At 68.6% G+C, this 19441-nt stretch carries 18 protein-coding genes and 2 pseudogenes; 7 read left to right on the forward strand and 13 right to left on the reverse strand.

Annotation, left to right across the window (positions count from 1 at the left end; genetic code table 11):
• Window positions 1–3: 3 nt before the first annotated feature.
• The 3 genes and pseudogenes from HWX76_RS20585 to HWX76_RS20595 all read left to right on the forward strand — a co-directional run bounded on the left by HWX76_RS20585 (window position 4) and on the right by HWX76_RS20595 (window position 2427).
• Window positions 4–1092, forward strand: coding sequence for an iron ABC transporter permease (locus HWX76_RS20585; RefSeq protein WP_050012152.1), 1089 nt, complete (start codon window positions 4–6; stop codon window positions 1090–1092).
• 19 nt (window positions 1093–1111) lie between these two features.
• Window positions 1112–1942: a heme ABC transporter ATP-binding protein gene (locus HWX76_RS20590; RefSeq protein WP_050012153.1), complete on the forward strand. Its 831-nt coding sequence runs from the start codon at window positions 1112–1114 to the stop codon at window positions 1940–1942.
• A gap of 96 nt (window positions 1943–2038) precedes the next feature.
• A pseudogene (locus HWX76_RS20595) lies at window positions 2039–2427 on the forward strand (VOC family protein).
• A gap of 31 nt (window positions 2428–2458) precedes the next feature.
• On the opposite strand, the gene HWX76_RS20600 reads toward HWX76_RS20595, so the two are convergent.
• On the reverse strand, window positions 2459–3070 hold the full coding sequence (locus HWX76_RS20600) for a trimeric intracellular cation channel family protein (RefSeq protein ID WP_050012154.1): 612 nt from the start codon (window positions 3068–3070) through the stop codon (window positions 2459–2461).
• Between the two features lie 8 nt (window positions 3071–3078).
• The gene (locus HWX76_RS20605; RefSeq protein ID WP_176016278.1) at window positions 3079–5208 is read right to left on the reverse strand and encodes a PBP1A family penicillin-binding protein; all 2130 of its coding nucleotides are present in this window, start codon (window positions 5206–5208) and stop codon (window positions 3079–3081) included.
• 240 nt (window positions 5209–5448) lie between these two features.
• On the opposite strand from HWX76_RS20605, the gene HWX76_RS20610 reads away from it, so the two are divergent.
• Window positions 5449–6243: an aminoglycoside phosphotransferase family protein gene (locus HWX76_RS20610; RefSeq protein ID WP_176016279.1), complete on the forward strand. Its 795-nt coding sequence runs from the start codon at window positions 5449–5451 to the stop codon at window positions 6241–6243.
• A gap of 248 nt (window positions 6244–6491) precedes the next feature.
• Entirely contained in the window at window positions 6492–6905 is a 414-nt protein-coding gene (locus tag HWX76_RS20615; protein WP_050012157.1) for a hypothetical protein, read from the forward strand.
• An 81-nt stretch (window positions 6906–6986) separates the two neighbouring features.
• Here HWX76_RS20615 and HWX76_RS20620 read toward each other — a convergent pair whose 3' ends face one another.
• The 5 genes from HWX76_RS20620 to HWX76_RS20640 form a co-directional block, all read right to left on the reverse strand.
• On the reverse strand, window positions 6987–7823 hold the full coding sequence (locus HWX76_RS20620) for a bifunctional allantoicase/(S)-ureidoglycine aminohydrolase (protein WP_050012158.1): 837 nt from the start codon (window positions 7821–7823) through the stop codon (window positions 6987–6989).
• A gap of 846 nt (window positions 7824–8669) precedes the next feature.
• A complete protein-coding gene (locus tag HWX76_RS20625) occupies window positions 8670–9107 on the reverse strand; it encodes a hypothetical protein (protein ID WP_050012159.1) in 438 nt (145 codons plus the stop codon).
• A 379-nt stretch (window positions 9108–9486) separates the two neighbouring features.
• The gene (locus HWX76_RS20630; RefSeq protein WP_124594348.1) at window positions 9487–10146 is read right to left on the reverse strand and encodes an isoprenylcysteine carboxylmethyltransferase family protein; all 660 of its coding nucleotides are present in this window, start codon (window positions 10144–10146) and stop codon (window positions 9487–9489) included.
• Between the two features lie 156 nt (window positions 10147–10302).
• A complete protein-coding gene (locus HWX76_RS20635; RefSeq protein WP_162838116.1) occupies window positions 10303–10467 on the reverse strand; it encodes a hypothetical protein in 165 nt (54 codons plus the stop codon).
• A 263-nt stretch (window positions 10468–10730) separates the two neighbouring features.
• Window positions 10731–11150 carry an HIT domain-containing protein gene (locus tag HWX76_RS20640; protein ID WP_050012161.1) on the reverse strand — a complete coding sequence of 140 codons (420 nt, stop codon included), beginning with the start codon at window positions 11148–11150 and terminating at the stop codon, window positions 10731–10733.
• A gap of 235 nt (window positions 11151–11385) precedes the next feature.
• Between HWX76_RS20640 and HWX76_RS20645 the strand changes: the two genes are divergently transcribed.
• Window positions 11386–12804: a serine hydrolase gene (locus HWX76_RS20645; RefSeq protein ID WP_050012162.1), complete on the forward strand. Its 1419-nt coding sequence runs from the start codon at window positions 11386–11388 to the stop codon at window positions 12802–12804.
• Between the two features lie 78 nt (window positions 12805–12882).
• On the opposite strand, the gene HWX76_RS20650 is transcribed toward HWX76_RS20645, so the two are convergent.
• From HWX76_RS20650 to HWX76_RS20675, 6 genes and pseudogenes are all read right to left on the reverse strand, one after another.
• Complete coding sequence (locus HWX76_RS20650; protein WP_050012163.1) at window positions 12883–13506, reverse strand: glutathione S-transferase; 624 nt, start codon at window positions 13504–13506, stop codon at window positions 12883–12885.
• Between the two features lie 72 nt (window positions 13507–13578).
• A complete protein-coding gene (locus tag HWX76_RS20655; protein WP_050012164.1) occupies window positions 13579–15078 on the reverse strand; it encodes a TIGR01777 family oxidoreductase in 1500 nt (499 codons plus the stop codon).
• Window positions 15075–15497, reverse strand: a pseudogene (locus HWX76_RS20660) (DUF393 domain-containing protein); the annotation flags it as partial. The gene HWX76_RS20655 and the pseudogene HWX76_RS20660, both read right to left, overlap by 4 nt.
• A 145-nt stretch (window positions 15498–15642) precedes the next feature.
• A complete protein-coding gene (locus HWX76_RS20665; RefSeq protein ID WP_089489857.1) occupies window positions 15643–16113 on the reverse strand; it encodes a DUF2269 domain-containing protein in 471 nt (156 codons plus the stop codon).
• Entirely contained in the window at window positions 16110–17429 is a 1320-nt protein-coding gene (locus tag HWX76_RS20670) for an SDR family oxidoreductase (RefSeq protein WP_050012167.1), read from the reverse strand. The genes HWX76_RS20665 and HWX76_RS20670 overlap by 4 nt, the downstream gene beginning before the upstream one ends.
• Before the next feature lie 88 nt (window positions 17430–17517).
• Window positions 17518–18051 (reverse strand): MarR family transcriptional regulator, encoded by a 534-nt coding sequence (locus HWX76_RS20675; RefSeq protein WP_050012168.1) that lies wholly within the window; start codon window positions 18049–18051, stop codon window positions 17518–17520.
• Window positions 18052–18213: 162 nt separating this feature from the next.
• Between HWX76_RS20675 and fabV the strand changes: the two genes are divergently transcribed.
• Window positions 18214–19416, forward strand: coding sequence for an enoyl-ACP reductase FabV (gene fabV, locus HWX76_RS20680; RefSeq protein WP_089437238.1), 1203 nt, complete (start codon window positions 18214–18216; stop codon window positions 19414–19416).
• Window positions 19417–19441 lie beyond the last annotated feature (25 nt).

Below are 19441 nucleotides of genomic sequence, written 5' to 3' on the forward strand. Positions count from 1 at the left end.
CCGATGCCCGCTCACGCTTCGCCCTTCAACGCGCCGTCGCCCGCCTCGCGCGCCGGCGCCGCCCGTGTTGGCACGTCGCGCCGCTTCGCGCCGTTCGTCCTCGCCGCGCTCGCCGTTCTGGTGGGCGCGATGGCCGTCGTCGCGCTGTGCGTCGGCGCGTACCGCATTCCGCTGGCGCAAGCCTGGGCCGCGCTGAGCGGCGACGCGGCCGCTCAGCAGGCGCGCGCGGTGCTGCTCGACATCCGCGCGCCGCGCGTCGTGCTCGCGCTGCTGGTCGGCGGCGGCTTCGGCGCGACCGGCGCCGCGATGCAGGCGCTGTTCCGCAACCCGCTCGCCGATCCGGGGCTCGTCGGCGTGTCGAGCGGCGCCGCGCTCGGCGCGACCACGCTGATCGTGCTCGGCCCCGCGCTCTTTGCCGCCCACGCGAGTGCGGTCGCACTGCCGGTCGCCGCGTTCGCGGGCGGCCTCGCGGTCGCGGCGCTCGTCTACCGGCTGGCCGCGTCGCGCGGCCGGCTCGCGCTGCCGCTGCTGCTGCTCGCCGGCATCGCGATCAATGCGCTGGCCGGCGCGGCGATCGGGCTGCTCACGTTCGTCGCCGACGACGCGCAGCTGCGCTCGCTGACCTTCTGGAGCCTCGGCAGCCTCGGCGGCGCGCAATGGTCGACGCTCGCGGCCGTCGCGCCGTGCGTGGCGCTCGGCTGCATGCTGCTCGTGCGCGAACGCGATGCGCTGAACGCGCTGCAGCTCGGCGAAACCGAAGCGCTGCATCTCGGCGTGCCCGTGCAGCGACTGAAGCGGCGCGTGCTCGTCGCGGTCGCGCTCGCGGTCGGCGCGCTCGTGTCGTGCGCGGGCATCATCGGCTTCATCGGGCTCGTCGCGCCGCATTGCATGCGCCTTGCGTGCGGCCCCGACCAGCGCATCGTGCTGCCCGGCGCCGCGTTGCTCGGCGCGTTGCTGACGCTCGCGGCCGACCTCGCCGCACGCACGGTCGCCGCGCCCGCCGACATTCCGCTCGGCGTGCTGACCGCGCTGCTCGGCGCGCCGTTCTTCCTCGCGCTGCTGTGGAAGAACCGCGGCGCGCTCGGCGGCTGATCCCTTCTTCACGACGACCATGCTGACTGCCCATCACCTCGACGTCACCCGTCGGCACGACACGATCCTGCGGAATCTGTCGCTGTCGATCGAACCCGGCCGCGTGACCGCGCTGCTCGGCCGCAACGGCGCGGGCAAGAGCACGCTGCTGAAAACCTTCGCCGGCGAGCTGACCGGCAGCGTCGCGCCGAACGGCGTGCGCGTGACGGGCGACGTCACGCTGAACGGCGAACCGCTCGCGCGCATCGATGCGCCGCGGCTCGCGCGCCTGCGCGCGGTGCTGCCGCAGGCCGCGCAGCCCGCGTTCCCGTTCAGCGTCGACGAAATCGTGCTGCTCGGCCGCTATCCGCATGCGCGGCGCAGCGGCGCCCGCCACGTCGTTGCGCACCGCGATCGCGACATCGCGTGGCGCGCGCTCGAACGCGCGGGGGCCGACGCACTCGTCGGCCGCGACGTCACGACGCTGTCGGGCGGCGAACTCGCGCGCGTGCAGTTCGCCCGCGTCCTCGCGCAGCTGTGGCCGGACCACGACGCGACGGAAACCGGCCCGCGCTACCTGCTGCTCGACGAACCGACCGCCGCGCTCGATCTCGCGCACCAGCACCGGCTGCTCGATACCGTACGCGCCGTCGCGCGCGAATGGCAGCTCGGCGTGCTCGCGATCGTCCACGATCCGAACCTCGCCGCGCGACATGCGGATACGATCGCGATGCTCGCCGACGGCACGATCGTCGCGCAGGGCACACCGCGCGACGTGATGACGCCGGCCCATATCGCGCGGTGCTATGGCTTCGCGGTGAAGAGGGTGGAAACCGGCGACGGGACGCCGCCGGTGATGGTGCCCGCGTAGCGCGGGCGTGTGTCGCATGATCGTAGCGTCGTGCGCTGCCGTCAGCGGCGGCGTTCGCTCGAGATCGTTCGTCTGCCCCTTTTCGAGGAAACCTCCGTGCCGCTTCCGATGACCCGCATCATCCTGTACGTCCGCGACGTCGCGTTGCTGAAGGCGTTCTACCAACGATATTTCGCACTGCCCGTCATCGGGAAATCGACGTCGAATGGGTCGTGCTCGACGCAGGCGCGATCGCACTCGCGCTGCATCGGGCCGGGCCGGCGTTCCGTGATGCGGCCGCATTCGCAAACACGAACGCGTACGCAACCACCAGCAACGTGAAACTCGTATTCAGGATCGACGCCGATCTCGACGCGCATCGCGACCGGCTCGCCCGAGATGGCGTGACCGTGCGCGATCCCAAGCGCTACGATGGCTTCCCGTTCCGAATGTATGACGGCGTCGATCCGGAAGGGAACGTCTTTCAGGTAATGCAGCCGGACTGAATGCCGGCACGGCAGGCATGAGCACGAACGCTCAATGCTCGACGTCCGCCGCGCCGAAGGTCCGCATCTTCCAGCCGAGCCGCACCGCGAGCATCCGCATCGAGAAGCCGGCCGCCAGCGCGACGAGCGTCGCGAATCCCGCATCGATGTCGACATGCTGCATCCCGACATACAGCGCGCCCGTGGCGAACGCGACGCTCGCATACAGTTCCTCGCGCAGGATCAGCGGCATCTCGTTGCAGAGTAAATCGCGCAGCATCCCGCCGCACACGCCCGTGATCGCGCCGGCCAGCACGACGATGATCGGCGCCGTGCCGGTCGATGCGCCGATGTCGCAGCCGATGATCGTGAACGCCGCAAGGCCGATCGCGTCGACGGTGACGAATAGCGTCTTCATCCGCGCGACGTGCCGCGCGGCCCATGACGCGACGGTCGCCGCGACGAGCGTGATCACCAGGTATTCGGGATGCGCGATCCAGCCGAGCGGATAGTGGCCGAGCAGCACGTCGCGCACGGTGCCGCCGCCGAGCGCCGTCACCGCGCCGACGAGCGCAAGCCCGAAGCGGTCCATCCCGCGCCGCATGCCCATCAGCGCCCCCGACATCGCTTCTGCGACGATCGCAATCAGATAGAGCGTATGCATCGCGCGCGTCAGTCGTCGGTCCGGAACAGGTCGAGCACGCGTTCGCGCTCGGCCGCATCGACGGCGGCCGGCATCGGTTCGTCGCGCTGGCCGTGGTCGGCCGATGCATCCGGCGCATCGACGGCCGCCGCGCCGCCGCACGCAAAGCGGCTGCGGATATACGCCGGCACGTCGGCCGTGCACGTGCCGCGCGTGTATTCGGCGTAGACGAAATCGCCGTCGACGAGCGCGACGTCCTGCGGCGGCGTCGCATCGACCGGCGTGCGCCCGTCGACGGCCGTCTTCATGTAGTCGAGCCAGACCGGCAGCGCAAGCGTCGCGCCGGTCGCGCGCCCCATCGGGCGCGGCGTGTCGTAGCCGAGCCACGCGACCGCGACGATGCCCGACGAATAGCCGGCGAACCATACGTCCTTCGACCCGTTCGACGTGCCCGTCTTGCCGGCCGCGTCGTCACGCCTGAGCGCGAGCGCGCCGCGCGCGGTGCCGGCACGCACGACGTCGCGCAGCATGCTGTCCATCACGAACGCATTGCGCGCCGACACGACCCGCTCGCCCGCCGGCACGGTCGCCTCGTACATCGCGCCGCCGTGACGCTGCTTCACCGACAGGATCAGGCGCGGCTCCATCCGCGTGCCGCCGTTCGCGAACACGCTGTATGCGCTCGCGAGTTCGAGCGGCGTCACGGCGCCCGCGCCGAGCGCGAGCGGCAGCGACGCCGGATTGCGATGCGCATCGAAGCCGAAACGCACCGCGTGCTGCTGCACGTAGCGCGCATCGGTGGCTTGCATCAGGCTGACCGCGACGAGGTTCTTCGAGCGCATGAGCCCTCTCCGCACCGGGATGAAACCCTCGTAGTTGTTCGCGAAATTGCGCGGACGCCACGGCCGCGCGCCGGTTTCCGCGTGTGTGAGCGTGCGCTGCGTATCGTCGACGAGCACGCCGGGGAAGTAGCCCTTCTCCAGCGCCGCCGAATAGACGAACGGCTTGAAGCTCGACCCCGGCTGCCGATACGCCTGCAGCGAATGGTCGAACACGTTGCGATTGAAATCTGCGCCGCCGACCAGCGCGAGCATGTCGCCGGTGGCCGCATCGAGCGACACGAGCGCGCCTTCGAGGCCGTTGCGCGCATCGCGTGTCGCGCGCGACTGGCGGCTCAGCGTGCGCTCGAGCGCGGCCTCGGCGGCGCGCTGGTCGCGCATCGAGATCGTCGTCGTCACGTCGAGGCCGAGCGTGTACGCGTCGTCATGAAACCGCTCGACCATCATCCGGCGCGCCCGCTCGGCGACGTACGGCGCCGCGATGATGCCTGGCGGCGGCGTGGTCGCCAGCGCGATCGGCGCGTCGACGGCCGCGCGATACGCCGCATCGTCGAGCTGGCCGAGCGCATGCATCCGGCCGAGCACGTAGTTGCGCCGCGCGGTCGCGCGCGCCGGATTGACGACCGGGTTGAACGCGGACGGCGCCTTCGGCAGCCCGGCGAGCACGGCCGCTTCGCCCGCGCTCAACGCGTCGAGCGGCTTGCCGAAGTACACGTGCGCGGCGGCCGCGAAGCCGTATGCGCGCTCGCCCAGATAGATCTCGTTCATGTACAGCTCGAGCAGCTTGTTCTTGCTGTATGCGCGTTCGAGCTTGGCCGCCATCAGGATCTCGGCGAGCTTGCGGCTCAGCACCTTGTCGCGCGTCAGGTAGAAGTTGCGCGCGACCTGCATCGTGATCGTGCTGCCGCCCTGCCCCGGCTGCCCGGTGACGACGTTCGCGAACGTTGCGCGCGCGAGGCCGCCGACATCGACCGGGCCGTGCTCGTAGAACTTTGCGTCCTCGGCCGCGAGCAGCGCGTGCCGCATCAGCGGCGGGATGCGTTCGAGCGGCACGAACTCGCGCCGCTCGACGCCGTATTCGGCCAGCAGGTCGCCGTCGCGCGAGAAGATCCGCAGCGGCAACGCGGGACGATAGACGGCCAGGTGCTCGACGGACGGCAGTTGCGTCCAGATGCGATCGATCGTCCAGGCGCCGATGCCCGCGCATGCGAGCGTCAGGCCGAGCAGCGCGCCCGCGAGCGTGCGCCATACGCGGCGGCGGCGCGGCGGTGTGGAGGGCGGCGCGGGCGGCGGAGGCGGATTGGCGGTGGGGTCGGTCATGTCGGGCTCCTTCTTCAGTGCCGCGACGGCCGGCGCGAGACACGCGCCGATCGGTCACGAAAGGCGCGCATTGTCGAAGGGATGGCATGAAACCGGAACATTCTTTAGCCAAAGTTTGGCTGGCTAAATTTTATTTAGGAAAGCGCTTTGGAGCCCGCTCGCCCCGTGTATGCGGGTTTGCGGCATTCGTCGCGACGAGCGCGCCGGGCGCGCGAGCCGGTTCGCTTGTACCATCGTCGGATGTTCGATCGATACCTCGACCTGTGGAGCCTCGTCCCCGACGGCGGCCCAATCCTGACCGCAAGCGGCGGCCTGCTGCCGGTCGTCTGGCATGCGCGGCCCGCGATGCTGAAAGTCGCCACTTGCGACGAAGAGCGGCGCGGAAATGCGCTAATGGCGTGGTGGAACGGGCAAGGCGCTGCGCAAGTGTGGCAGCACGACGGCGACGCGATCCTGCTCGAACGCGCGCAGCCGACGCCGACGCTCGCCGTGTTGTCGGCCGCGGGCCACGATGACGACACGATGCGCATCGCGTGCGACGTCGTCGCTCGGTTGCACGCGCATCGTGCGCCGCAGGTGCCGCAGGTCGTGCCGCTGCATGACTGGTTCTATGCGTTGCTGTCGAGCGATGCCGACAATGACGCGCTGCGCCGTTCGGCGGCGGTCGCTCGTCAGTTGCTGGCGGGGCCGTCGGTCGACGAAGTCGTGCTGCATGGCGACATTCACCATGACAACATGCTTCATTTCGGCGATCGCGGCTGGCACGCGATCGACCCGAAAGGGTTGCGCGGCGAGCGCGCGTTCGATTACGCGAATCTGTTCTGCAATCCTGCGCATGAGATCGCGGTCGATCCGGTGCGTTTCGAGCGGCGTGTCGTGGTCGTGGCCGATGCGGCGCGGCTCGAACGGGGACGGTTGTTGAAGTGGATACTCGCGTGGGCCGGGCTGTCGGCGGTGTGGTTGATGGAGGACGAGCAGCCGGCCGATACGCGGCTGCAGGTTGCGATGCTTGCGGCGGCTGCGCTCGGGCTGTAGCGATACGCATCGACCATGAAAACAGCCCATCGCGAATGTCTGCGGGGAAGCGGCGAAGACCACCGGACGGACGGTGCCGCACAGATAGACGCAAGCGCTGAACTCCGGGCTCGTTTGAAACCGCGGCCGTCCGATCGTGGAGTAGTATTCCCCGATATCGAGGTGATTACCCGGCCTCTACGGCGCACCGCCGACCCATCTACGTATAGTGGCAACGGCCGTGACGACGGCATTGATGGAAACGCATCATGTCAACCGAGTGGAAGCACCGCGTCCGACTGTTTATCCAGCGCTTCTGGCAGCCGACCAGCGCGTGCATGACCTGCATGCCCGGGAGCTGGGGAAACGTCATGAGCGTTACCCACTGGACTATCGCCTTTCATACGGGTCTGCTGACCGGGCTCCTGGCGATACTTCTGACTTTCACGCCCGTCTCGAAACTCTACGCGCATCGATACGGCAATGCGCTGATCGTTGGCGTCCTGACGACGTTGGGCGACGCCTACTCGCACACGAGTCATTACCGCATCCCCTATGTCGAGCACATCGTGACGGGTGCGATTTCAGGTCTCTTGGCGCTTGCGGCGTCATATCTCTTCGAAGACCGCGCGCGACGCCTTCGGGCGGTGTGGGCTCGGGTTGTCGGACAGCCTATCCGCTGACTGTCTGACCCTACGCTGAACGCGAAAAAAAACCCGCCGGCAAACACCGACGGGCTTTCATATCCGACCTGCGCCGTGCCTTCAGCGCGCCGGGTTCAGCGTCAGATTCATGTGACGGTTCACATCCTTGTACAGCAGATAACGGAACCGCCCAGGCCCGCCCGAATAGCATGCCTGCGGGCAGAACGCGCGCAGCCACATGAAGTCGCCGGCTTCCACCTCGACCCAGTCCTGGTTCAGCCGATAAACGGCCTTGCCTTCCAGCACGTACAGGCCGTGCTCCATCACGTGCGTTTCGGCGAACGGAATCACGCCGCCCGGCTCGAACGTCACGATGTTCACGTGCATGTCGTGACGCATGTCGCTCATGTCGACGAAGCGCGTCGTCACCCATGCGCCGTTGGTGCCCGGCATCGGAATCGGCTCGACGTCCTGCTCGTTCGTCACGAACGCGTCCGGCAGCGGAATGCCGTCGACCACTTGATAGTGCTTGCGGATCCAGTGAAAACGCACCGCGGCATCGCTGACGTTGTGCAGCGTCCAGTCCGCGCCCGGCGGAATGAATGCGTAACCACCCGGTTTCAGCGTGTGCTGCTTGCCCTGCAGCGTCAGCTCCGCTTCGCCTTCGACGACGAACAGCACGGCTTCGGCGTGCTTGTCCTGCTCGGGCTTGTCGCTGCCGCCGCCCGGATTCACTTCGACGATGTACTGCGAGAAGGTTTCCGCGAAACCCGACAGCGGGCGCGCGATCACCCACAGGCGCGTGTGGGTCCAGAACGGCAGCCAGCTCGTGACGATGTCGCGCATCACTCCCTTCGGGATCACCGCGTACGCCTCGGTGAACATCGCGCGATCGGTCAGCAGATCCGTCTGCGGCGGGTGGCCGCCATGCGGCGCGTAATACGTTGTCTTAGACATAGTGCATCCAGGCAATGGGTTGGTCCGGCCCCGGGCGCAAACGGCGTCGGGCGGTTCGCCTGCGCGTGAAACGCGCAGACGACGGCGGGACGTCGTTGCCGGGGTGGCTTGAAAGCGCATGCGCCTTCGGTCGGTCGGCCAGGCTTCGCATCGGGTCCGTCCGTCGAGCGGACGCGGCGGCCCGGATGGTCGGGCCGGCGGTCAGGCCGCGGCCCTCGCGATCATGCAGCGAGGCGCGGATGGCGGCACGGTTCGACTCGGTACGCGAGCATCGCCGACGATAGCGAAGTCGATCTCGATCGACCAATTAAATGTTGCGATGACATGCATTCGATTTCGCACTACCCACCGGCGCCCGCGATGCGCGGTGGGGAAGCGTTGCGGGGCGCGCCGGCTATCGGGGAAATCCTGACGGTTGCGAACGCTCGCGCGATGGGTCCGTGCACGACAACGCAGCATGCAAAGCGCCGGTCTCGATGCATCCCGTTACGCGGATCGAACGCAGTCGAAACGTGCGCGACAGCGGACCGCTGCGGCAGGGCCGCGAGATACGGTCAGGTCAGAACGAGCCGACGTGTCGAAGGAAAAGTGGACGGCATTCGACCGACCCTGCCCGCGCACATTCGGACGCGGCAACGGGTGTCGTCGAGAAACGGAGAAAACAGCGGAAGGAGAATTGCCGGCCCGTCGATCGGGCACATGGCAGCGGCTGATGAAGCCGGAGGAGAATCGCCGGCGTGGCCGGCGAAGCGGCCCGGCAGCGCGCCGGGCTGAGGCTCGCGTCGGGATGCCGACGCCGTCGGCGCGCCGGTGCGCGGGTCGCGCACCGGGCCGCGCCAGCGGCGATCAGTCCCAGTCGCGGTGGTGGCGATGCTTGCGGCGATGGTAGCCGCGGTCGCCGTGATCGCGATCGTACGAGCTGCGCGACATGTTGCCGCCGAGTGCCGCGCCGGCGCCGCCGCCGACGGCCGCGCCCAGCAGGCCGCCCGTGCGGCCGCCCATCGCGTTGCCTGCCGCGGTACCCGCGCCGCCGCCGAGGGCGCCGCCGATGATCGCGCCGGTGCGCTCGCGACGGTTCGACGTCACCGCGCCGCCGGCGCCGCCGCCGATCGCGCCGCCGATGACGGAGCCCGTGCTGCCGCCGACCGCGCCGCCGACCGCTGCGCCGGCAACCCCGCCGAGCGCGCCGCCGAGCGCGTTGTTCAAGTCACCGGCCATTGCCGGCAGTGCAGTCGCGCCGGTCAACGCGGCGACGACGAGAGCGGGGGCGATTTTCTTCCACATTCCCGTATTCTTCCTTGTTCGCAATTCTGGTTATCGAGGTCCGCTCGGTACGACGATCTGAATCGATCGACGTCGGGGCAGGCATTGTGCCGAACCGCGGACCAATTCATTTCAACGAGCTTGCGGCGAAGAATAGCACCGGTCCCGCATTCCTGCCGTGGACATTGTGGTAACAAGTTGTTTACGAATAACAGACGATAAACGCACCCGCCGAATCCGGCTGAAACCCTTGCCGGCATTGGCTTCGGCACGGTTCTGGCCCCGCATCGCGACAGGCCGGTGATGCAAGCGGCCGCACATTCGAGACACACGTGGCAACACATCTGCACATGCCGCGGCGTGGGCCTCCGAACGACGGTCAGGGAGAAGATGAAGAGGGTCAGTACACGCCGGGCAGCAACCGCCACGTCCGCGCGCAGTACGCGTCGTACTCGGCGCCGAATTGCGAACGCAGCAATGCCTCTTCCGAGCGGATCCGCGCGACGAGCGGCACGAGCGTCAGCACGACCAGCAGCACGCCGACGCCGGAGCGGAACGCCAGCGCCCAGCCGAACGAATTGACGACCAGGCCCAGATAGCTGGGATTGCGGATGCGGCTGTAGATGCCGCCGGTCACGAGCGTATGGCCCGGCTGGATCGCGACGAGCCCGCTGAAGCGCTTGCCGAGCACGAACACGGGCCACATCCGCAGCACGCCGCCCGCGAGGTACAGCGCGACGCCGATCCAGCGCACCGTGTCGCCGCCGAACGTCCAGACGTCGAGCCGGTCGGTCAGCGCGGGCAGGTACGCGAGCAGGAAGCCGCTCACCGCGAACGCCGCGAGCACCCAGCGGTTGTCGCGACGCTCGCGCTCGCCGCTGCTCAGGTTGCCTTCGGTGAACAGCGCGGTGACGGCCATCGCGAGCGTCGCGAGCGCGACGACGGTCAGCTGGGGATGCGAGAAGAATGCAGCGAACCCGCCGATGCCGAGCACGGCGAGCCCGAGATAGACGAGCGTGGACAGGCTCGACAGAACGATGACCTTGGGGGTGGCTGTCATGACGGCCTCGCGGGGATACGCATTCCTGTGAAGTATAGGAACCGCGCAGCCCGCGCGCCGTGCAGCACCGTGATGCGGCGCGCGAACGCGCGGGCATCGTCCGGCCAACGGCAGCCGACCGGGCCGGTATGGCCGCGGCCGGCGTGCTGCGACGGATCAGCGGATGTGGAAGTGGCCGCCGATGCCGACGGTGACGGGCGGCGCGTAATACGCGGGGGCATAGCCGTAGTAGGCCGGCGCGGGCGCGTAGCCGTACGGCGGCGCGACATAGCAGCCGGACAGGCCGCCGATCAGGGCAAGCGTGATGAGAAGTCTGGACATGGCTCGGTTCCCGGCGCGAAAGACGAACGGCATCTCGCGAAGACCGCGCCGCCGCGTGTCGCCGCACCACGCGACGGCCGGCACGAAGAGGCGATCCGCCCCTCCTGTCGCTCGATGAAACAATGCGCGGAGTCTAGCGCCGGGCCCGGCCGGCCGAGTTTCCCGGGCGGTTACACGTGTTACCTGGTGTGACCGCTGAAACAGGCTCTGGCGGCGCAGCGGCCGGCCGGTGGACGGCCGCCGCGCCGGGTGCGGACGGGTTGTTACACGAAGCGGGCACGAATGCGCTGCGCGAGCGCTTCGAGCGTCGCGGCGTCGGCGATGTCGCGCGCGTGCATCCGCAGCTCCGCGCCTTCCCAGCGCGGAATCACGTGGAAATGCACATGCGGGACCGTCTGGCCGGCTGCCGCGCCGTTGAACTGGCCGATGAACACGCCGTCCGGCTCGAGCGCCGCGCGCACCGCCGCCGCGACGCGCTGCGCCATGCGGATGCCGGCCGCGGCCGCGTCGCCGGACAGCTCGAAGATCTGCGCGGCCGGCTCCTTCGGGATCACGAGCACGTGACCGTCGGCCTGCGGCATCAGATCCATGATCGCGAGCGTCGCGTCGTCTTCGGCGACCTTCACGCACGGCAGTTCGCCGCGCAGGATTTTGGCGAACGGGTTGTTGTTGTCGTAGGACATGGCGTTTTCCGATCTCGATTGGACAGTGGGACTGGGACAGCAATGCCGGACGATTATCGGCCGACGGCCGGCCCGATATCAACTCGCGCGACGCGCGCCGAATCGTCGAGCAGGCGACAACGCGACTGCATGCGATCGTCGTCACGCGTCACGCGGCCGCGATTGCAACGCATCGCCCGAACCTGCGACACTGCCGGATCGTTGCCGGCCGGCACGCCACCGAGGACGCTCGCGCATGACGATCCCCCTCAAAAAGCTGATTCTGCGCGGTGTCGCGCTCGCCCTCGTGGCCGCTATCGGCTACACCGGCTACATGCTGTCCCGGCTCGCGCCGATCGCAACCGGCTATGCGGCCAAGGCGCTGTGCTCGGGCGTGTTCGTGTCGGGCCGCCCGGCCGCGTCCGTGATCGACGTCGACATCATGGCCGGCGTCCATCCGCTGCTGAAACTGGTACGCCCGTCGCTCGATCCCGACCATCATCGCGCGATGGCGACCTTCGCCGGCTTCGCCGAACGCGAAGCCGACTTCCGACCCGGGCTCGGCTGCACGCTCGCACTCGGGGCCCCGACCGGTGCGGCGGCCACCTTGCCGGCCGCGTTGCCGCCCCTCCCCGATCCGCCGGTCGCGCCGCCCGACCCACCCGCACCGGCCATGCCGCCCGCCGGCATCGACGCACGCAAGCTGCAGACCGCGCTCGACCGCGCGTTCGACGAACCCGATCCGGCGCGGCCGCGGCGCACGCGCGCGGTCGTCGTGATGTGGCGCGGCCAGGTGATCGCCGAACGCTATGCGCGCGGCTTCACGGCCGACACGCCGCTGCCCGGCTGGTCGATGACGAAAACCGTGACCGCCGCGCTGGTCGGCACGCTGGTCGCGCGGCACAAGCTGTCGCCGGACGCGTCGGCGCTGCTGCCCGAATGGCGCGGCCGCGGCGATCCGCGCGCGGCCATCACGCTCGACGCGCTGCTGCGGATGACGAGCGGCCTGCAATTCAACGAGGACTACGACGACCCGCTGTCCGACGTCGCGGTGATGCTGTTCACGCAGCCCGATACCGCGCGGTTCGCGTCGGCGAAGCCGCTTGCCGCGACGCCCGGCGCACAGTGGTCGTACTCGAGCGGCACGAGCGCGATCGTCGCGCGCGTGATGCGCGAAGCGCTGGGCGGCAGCGACGCCGACTACCTCGCGTTTCCGCGCCGCGCGCTGTTCGCGCCGCTCGGGATGCGCAGCGCGGTGTTCGAGCCCGATGCGTCCGGCACGCTCGTCAGCGCGTCGTACCTGTATGCGAGCGCACGCGACTGGGCGCGCTTCGGTCAGCTTCTGCTGCAGGACGGCGTGTGGAACGGGCAGCGGCTGCTGCCGGAAGGCTGGGTGCATTACCTGACGCGCGCGACGCCGCAGTCGACGCGGCAGGAATTCGGCGCGCAGCTGTGGGTGAAGGTGCCGGAGCCGTTCAACGATCCCGATCCGCATGCGCGCGCGATGCCGGTCGACGCGTTTCATGCGGTCGGCCATGAAGGTCAGTTCGTGAGCGTGGTGCCGAGCCGCGAGCTGGTGATCGTGCGGCTCGGGCTGTCGCGGCCGGAAGCCGCGTGGAATCACGAGGCGTTTCTCGCGCGCGTGCTCGACGCGGTGCCGGCCCCCGGTGCGTGACGACGGGCGCTTGCCCGCCGCACGCGCTACGGCGGCGGCCGTGACGACGCCGCCGCTTCACGCGCTATCCGCGCTGCATTACGGATTCGCGCTGCCGCCGTACTGCTTGAACCCTTCGCGCGTCGCGAGGCGTTCGATGTAGCGCGACACCGCCGGCAGGTCCGGATGCTCGAACGGCGTGCCGAACCAGCGGTTCACCGACAAACCGATCGGGATATCCGCGAGCGTGAACGTGTTGCCGGCCACGTACGCGCCGGTCTTGTCGAGCTGCGCGTTCAGCACGCGCATGTGCGTCGTCCAGCCCGCGATCGACCGTGCGATAGCGTCCGGATCCTGATGGTCGGGCGACTTGCGCACGAGGCCGAGGAATGCGCCGACCCACGAGCGGTTCAGGTCCGAGCCCTGCCAGTCGATCCACTGGTCGACGCGCGCACGCGCCTGCGGCTCGGCCGGATACAGCGCATCGCCGCCGTAGCGGTTCGCGAGGTAGCGGATGATCGTGTTCGATTCCCACAACACGAAATCGTCATCCTTGATGACGGGCACGAGCGCGTTCGGATTCAGCGCGAGATAGGCCGGATCGTGGGTCGTGCGGAAGCCCGCGCCCCAGTCTTCCTGTTCGAACGGCAGGTTCAGTTCGGTGCACAACCACAGCACCTTGCGGACGTTGATGGACGGAATCTTGCCGAGGACGTGCAGCATGCAGTCTCCTTGTGAGGTCGGGTGCGGAGCGTTCGGCGCGCACGGCACACGCCGAACGCGTTCACGCCGAATTTATACACGACCTCGCGGGAAACGGCAGACCGCGGGCGCGAAATCGGTGTGCGGCCGGTTCGTCAGGTCGCGCAGCGCGTGCTCGGCCGTCGGGAACCGGAACATGAATCCGTCCTGATGCAGCCGTGCCGGCACCACGCGCTGCCCGTCCAGCAGCAGCTCGGCCATCTCGCCCATCGCGGCGCGCAGCGGTGCGGCCGGCACGTGCAGGAACGCCGGACGGCGCAGCACCTTCGTCACGACCTGCACGAACGCGCGCTGGGTCAGCGGCACCGGTGCGACCGCGTTGTAGACGCCATGCATCACCGCATTGGACATCGCTCGCGCGACGATCCGCAGCACGTCGTCGCGGTGAATCCAGCTCATCACCTGCGCGCCGTCGCCGAATCGGCCGCCCAGCCCGACGTAATGCGGCAGCAGCATCGGGCGCAACGCGCCGCCCGGGCCGAACACGATGCCCAGCCGCAGCACCACCGCGCGCACGCCGTGGCGCTCGAGCGGTTGCACGGCCGCCTCCCACTGCTGGCACAGCTCGGACATGAAGCCGGCGCCGGTACTGCTGCCCTCGTCGAGCCGTTCGTCGCCCGGCCGCACGCCGTAGTAGCCGATCGCGGACGCCTGGATCCACGTGCGCGGCTTGACCTCGGCGGTTTCCACCCAGCGCATCAGCGCCTGCGTGACGCCGACGCGGCTGGCGAGCAGCAGCGCCCGCCGGCGCTTGCTCCAGCGTGCGCCCAGCACCGGCGCGCCGGCGAGATTGATCACCGTGTCGAAGCGCTCGTGCGGCTGCAGCTGCTCGACCGACGTCACGCTGCGCACGCGGCCTTGAAACAGGTAAGCCGCGCACAACGGATCGCGTGCCAGCAACGTGACCGTATGCCCGGCATCGAGCAACTGGTTCACGAGCGTTTCGCCGATGAAGCCGGTCCCGCCAGTAACGAGTACGTTGCCCGGCCGCTGCCGGGCGAACGGGTTGGCGGCCGGCGCGCGTGGCGCGATGCGGTATGCTGCGATCCCGTCGCGTACGCCCGACAGCGTCACGCCGACGGCGAACAGGCTGAGCAACCAGCCACGCCAGCCGACGTCGATCGCGTGCAGCGCGGTCGGTTCGTGCGCCCACACGGCGAGCTGCATCGCGACCATTCCGAACAGCGCGCCGCCGTTGACGGCCAGCAGCGTATGCAGCACGCGCTCGGTCGCCGGCAGCTTGCGGCTCTGGTCCTCGACGACGAAATCCCACAACGTCAGCACCACTTCGACGAGCACGACCGTCGCGAGCGCCGCGACCCACGCGCCGTGAAACGCGACGTTCGCGATCGACGCGAACACGAGGCCGTACAGCACGGATCGCACCGCATGAATCGCCAGCTCGAGCCGCGCGCGCGGGCTATGCGGCAGGTCCTGCGTGAGTTCGTGGTGATAAAGCGTGTCGAATGCGCCCATCGCGCCCTGCACGATCAGCAGGTTGAGCGCCCAGTCGAAAGCAGGCAACGTGTTCATGCGGTATCCCTCCTCCAAAGCCAGACGAGCGGCGGCGCCATCGCGACGAGTGCGGCAACGTCGATCGCCACGTGACTCCACACCTGCGCCTGCCACGACAACAGCATGTCCTGCGGCGCCCAGACCGACAGGCCGGCCAGCAGCCAGCCCCACACTTCCCGTTTCCGCAGCCGGTTGCCGAGATGGACGAGCGCGAGCATCCAGACCGACGCGCACTGCACCGTCGCGCCGAGCAGCGACATCCACCAGACCTGCTGGGCGCGCGCGGCTTCGGGCGCGGCTCCCGTCCAGAAATGCCACTCGATGTCGCGGTGATACGCGTCGAGCCAAGATGCGCCGGCGATCCACGGAGCGGCTGCGCCGACCAGCAGGTGCGCGATCGCGGCTGCGTACATCCAGCGCACGACGATGCGGCGCGGGGTGAGCGGACATCGCCCATCGAAGTGGAGAACCATTTCACTTGATCCCATGCTTCGCACTCCTGCTTGTTATTGCAAGCATCATGAATCGATCGATTGACTGCTGTCCCGCGTACGCCGCCGCTCCCGCGCGACGGCGACAGACTTACATCGGCTTGACCACCATCAGGAAATACACGGTCAGCATCGCGAAGAACGCCGGATAACCGAGCAGTTCCCAGCGCTTCGCATAGCGCCAGTAGCGCTCGGGCAACGCGGCATCGCCGTTCGCGTGCGCGAGCTTCGCCATCGATGCAAGTTCGAGCTGCAGCCACACGACCGGCAGCCAGCACACACCGGCGACCGCATACAGCACGATCGACGCGAGCAGCCACGGCGTATGCCACGGCCAGCCGGCCGTGTGCGCGAGCCACAGCCCGGATGCCGGCTGGAAGATCACGGCCGGCGTCGTGAACCACCAGTCCGCGCGCACGACGAGCCGCGACACGGCCGCGATCGCGGGCACCGACCGCGTGCGGTTCGCGAAGAACAGGTAGAACGCGGTGCCGAACCCCGTGCCGACCAGCAGCACCGAAGACAGGATATGAAGCGCCTTGATGACGAGATAGGTATTCATGCGTGTTCTTCTTCTGAATAGAGGATCAACAGGATGGCGAGGATCGGCACGTTCTTGAGCACGGGGCCGAACGGTTCGGCCAGCAGGCCCGGCATCGTGACCGCGATGACCGCCGAGTACGCGACGATCAGCGCCGCCTGCGCGGCCCACAGGCGCCGCGACGGCGCAACGACGGTCGCGATGCCGAACGCGAAATCCAGCGCGCTGGCCGCGTAAAGCGCAATCAGCGCGGGCAGGCCCGTCAGGTGCGCAGGCGCCAGCAGCGCGAGGCTCGCGTGCAGCGGATGGATGAACGCGCTCGCGATCGCCGTCCAGATCCACACGATCGCGAGCGCGCCCACCAGCACCGGGCGCCGCCACATCGCGAGCGCGTCGCGGCGCAATGCGCCGGCTTCCGCGCCGATGAAGCTGCCGAGGCCGCGCGGCGGCCGGCCCAGCACAGCCGTGACGGCCGTCGGGTCGCCGGTGTTGCCGCCGCGCAGCATCGCCCACGTGTCGCGCGTCAGCATCGCCCCCGGCAGCGTGCCGAGCAGTGCGGCCGCCGCGCCGACCAGCGGGCCCGGCAGCGTCACGCGGGCCGCCGGCGGAAATCCGAGCGCGGCGCGGTAGCCGGCCAGCATCTCGCGGTATTCGACTTCGTCGCTGCCGACCACGTCGATCACCCGGCTGTCGGCCGCCCGCGAATCGCCCGGCTGTACGACGAGCCGCGCCACGACTTCGGCGAGATCGTCGACATGCACCGGGCGCAGCCGTTGATGGCCGCCCGCCGGCAACATGTGCACGGGCAGGCTCGCGAGCATCCGGAAAAACCGCGCGGACGCGCCGGCCGCCCCGTAGACGAGCGCGGGGCGCACGATGCGGAAGTCGATCGGCAGCGTCTGAAGGAAACGGTCGGCTGCACGCTTGCTCGCGAAGTACCGCGTATCGCCGCGTTCGACGCCGAGCGCCGAGATCTGGATCACGCGCCGCACGCCGGCCAGGCAGCACGCGGTAAAGAGCGCGCACGGCGCGGCGCGATGCACGGCATCGAGCGTCGCGCCGCGTCGATCGGCCAGCATGCCGACCGCGTTGATCACCACGTCGACGCCCTTCAGCCGTGCGAGCCACGCTTGCGGATCGACGTCCTGCGCGAAGTCGATCGCGACGTCGTGCGGGCCGGCCGCGCGGCGCACGCCGCGCAACACGCGATGCCCGCCGGCTTCGAGCCGCGCGCACAGCGCCTGCCCGATGAAGCCGTTCGCGCCGCAGACGAGCACGGTCATGCCGCGTGCGCCGGTGCGATCGGGCGGGGAGGTAGACGGCAAGACTGCGTTCATGCTCATCCTATATTTACAGTTATTTCTGTACAGACAGAAATATCAACCCCGAAAAAAGCGGGCTGCGTGCCCGCTCCGCCGTTACCGCTTACTTCGACGGCTTGCGCCTGACCGTCTGGCTGATCTTCGCGCCGATGCCGAGCGCCTTCATCAGCGTATCGGGCTTGAGCCGCAGCATTTCGTCGGACCAGGTCGTGAGCGTCTCGACGAACTGCAGCGTGTCGCGAATGCGCTGCTCGGTCTCGCGGCTCTCGTTCGCGATGTCCGGATTCGTCAGGCAATCGCGCAGCACCGTGAGCGTCGGCTCGATCTCGCGCTGCCGTCGCCCTTCGACGATCAGCTTGAACAACTCCCAGATGTCGGTCGACGTCTCGAAGTGGTCGCGGCGATCGCCCAGCACGTGCACGACCTTCGCGAGCCGCCACGCCTGCAGCTCCTTCAGGCTCGTGCTGACGTTGGAGCGTGCGACGTTGAGCGTCTCGGCGATCTCGTCGGCCGCAACCGGCCGTCCGGCCAGGTAGAGCAGCGCGTGAATCTGCGACACAGTACGGTTGACGCCCCACCGCGAGCCCATTTCGCCCCAGTGGAGAATGAATCGTTCGGCAATCGGTGTGAGTTCCATGGTGGGGAATTTAGTTATTTCAGTTATTTCTGTCAAGAGAGAAATAACCGGGCGATCCGACGCCTGCCGTCCGTGCCCGCCCGCGATCGGCCGCTTCCTTTACAATGCGCGGGATTTTTCCGATTTCAGGCCGTCCCCGCCTTTCTGACTAGAGGTTCTCCCATGATCATCAAACCGCGCGTGCGTGGCTTCATCTGCGTGACGACTCATCCGGTCGGCTGCGAAGCCAACGTCAAGGAACAGATCGATTACGTGACTTCGCACGGCCCGATCGCCAACGGCCCGAAAAAGGTGCTCGTGATCGGCGCGTCGACCGGCTACGGCCTCGCCGCCCGGATCTCGGCCGCATTCGGCTCGGGCGCGGACACGCTCGGCGTGTTCTTCGAGCGCGCCGGCAGCGAAACGAAGCCCGGCACGGCCGGCTGGTACAACAGCGCCGCGTTCGAGAAATTCGCCGCCGAAAAGGGGCTGTATGCGCGCAGCATCAACGGCGACGCATTCTCCGACAAGGTCAAGCAGGTCACGATCGATACCATCAAGCAGGATCTCGGCAAGGTCGACCTGGTCGTCTACAGCCTCGCCGCGCCGCGCCGCACGCACCCGAAGACGGGCGAAACCATCAGCTCGACGCTCAAGCCGGTCGGCAAGGCCGTCACGTTCCGCGGGCTCGACACCGACAAGGAAGTGATCCGCGAAGTGTCGCTCGAGCCGGCGACGCAGGAAGAGATCGACGGCACCGTCGCGGTGATGGGCGGCGAGGACTGGCAGATGTGGATCGACGCGCTGGCCGACGCCGGCGTGCTGGCCGACGGCGCGAAGACCACCGCGTTCACGTACCTCGGCGAGCAGATCACGCACGACATCTACTGGAACGGCTCGATCGGCGAAGCGAAGAAGGATCTCGACAAGAAGGTGCTGTCGATCCGCGACAAGCTGGCCGCGCACGGCGGCGATGCGCGCGTGTCGGTGCTGAAGGCCGTCGTCACGCAGGCCAGCTCGGCGATCCCGATGATGCCGCTGTACCTGTCGCTGCTGTTCAAGGTGATGAAGGAAACGGGCACGCACGAAGGCTGCATCGAGCAGGTGTACGGGCTCCTGAAGGACAGCCTGTACGGCGCGACGCCGCACGTCGACGCAGAAGGCCGCCTGCGCGCGGACTACAAGGAGCTCGATCCGCAGGTGCAGGCGAAGGTCGTCGCGATGTGGGACAAGGTGACGAACGAGAACCTGTACGAGATGACCGACTTCGCGGGCTACAAGACCGAGTTCCTGCGCCTGTTCGGCTTCGAGATCGCCGGCGTCGACTATGACGCGGACGTGAACCCGGACGTGAAGATCCCGGGCATCATCGACACGACGGTCTGACGGGTCGATCCGCCGCCGCCGCGCT

Source organism: Burkholderia sp. BCC0398 (assembly GCF_902833245.1).
Lineage (GTDB): Bacteria > Pseudomonadota > Gammaproteobacteria > Burkholderiales > Burkholderiaceae > Burkholderia > Burkholderia sola.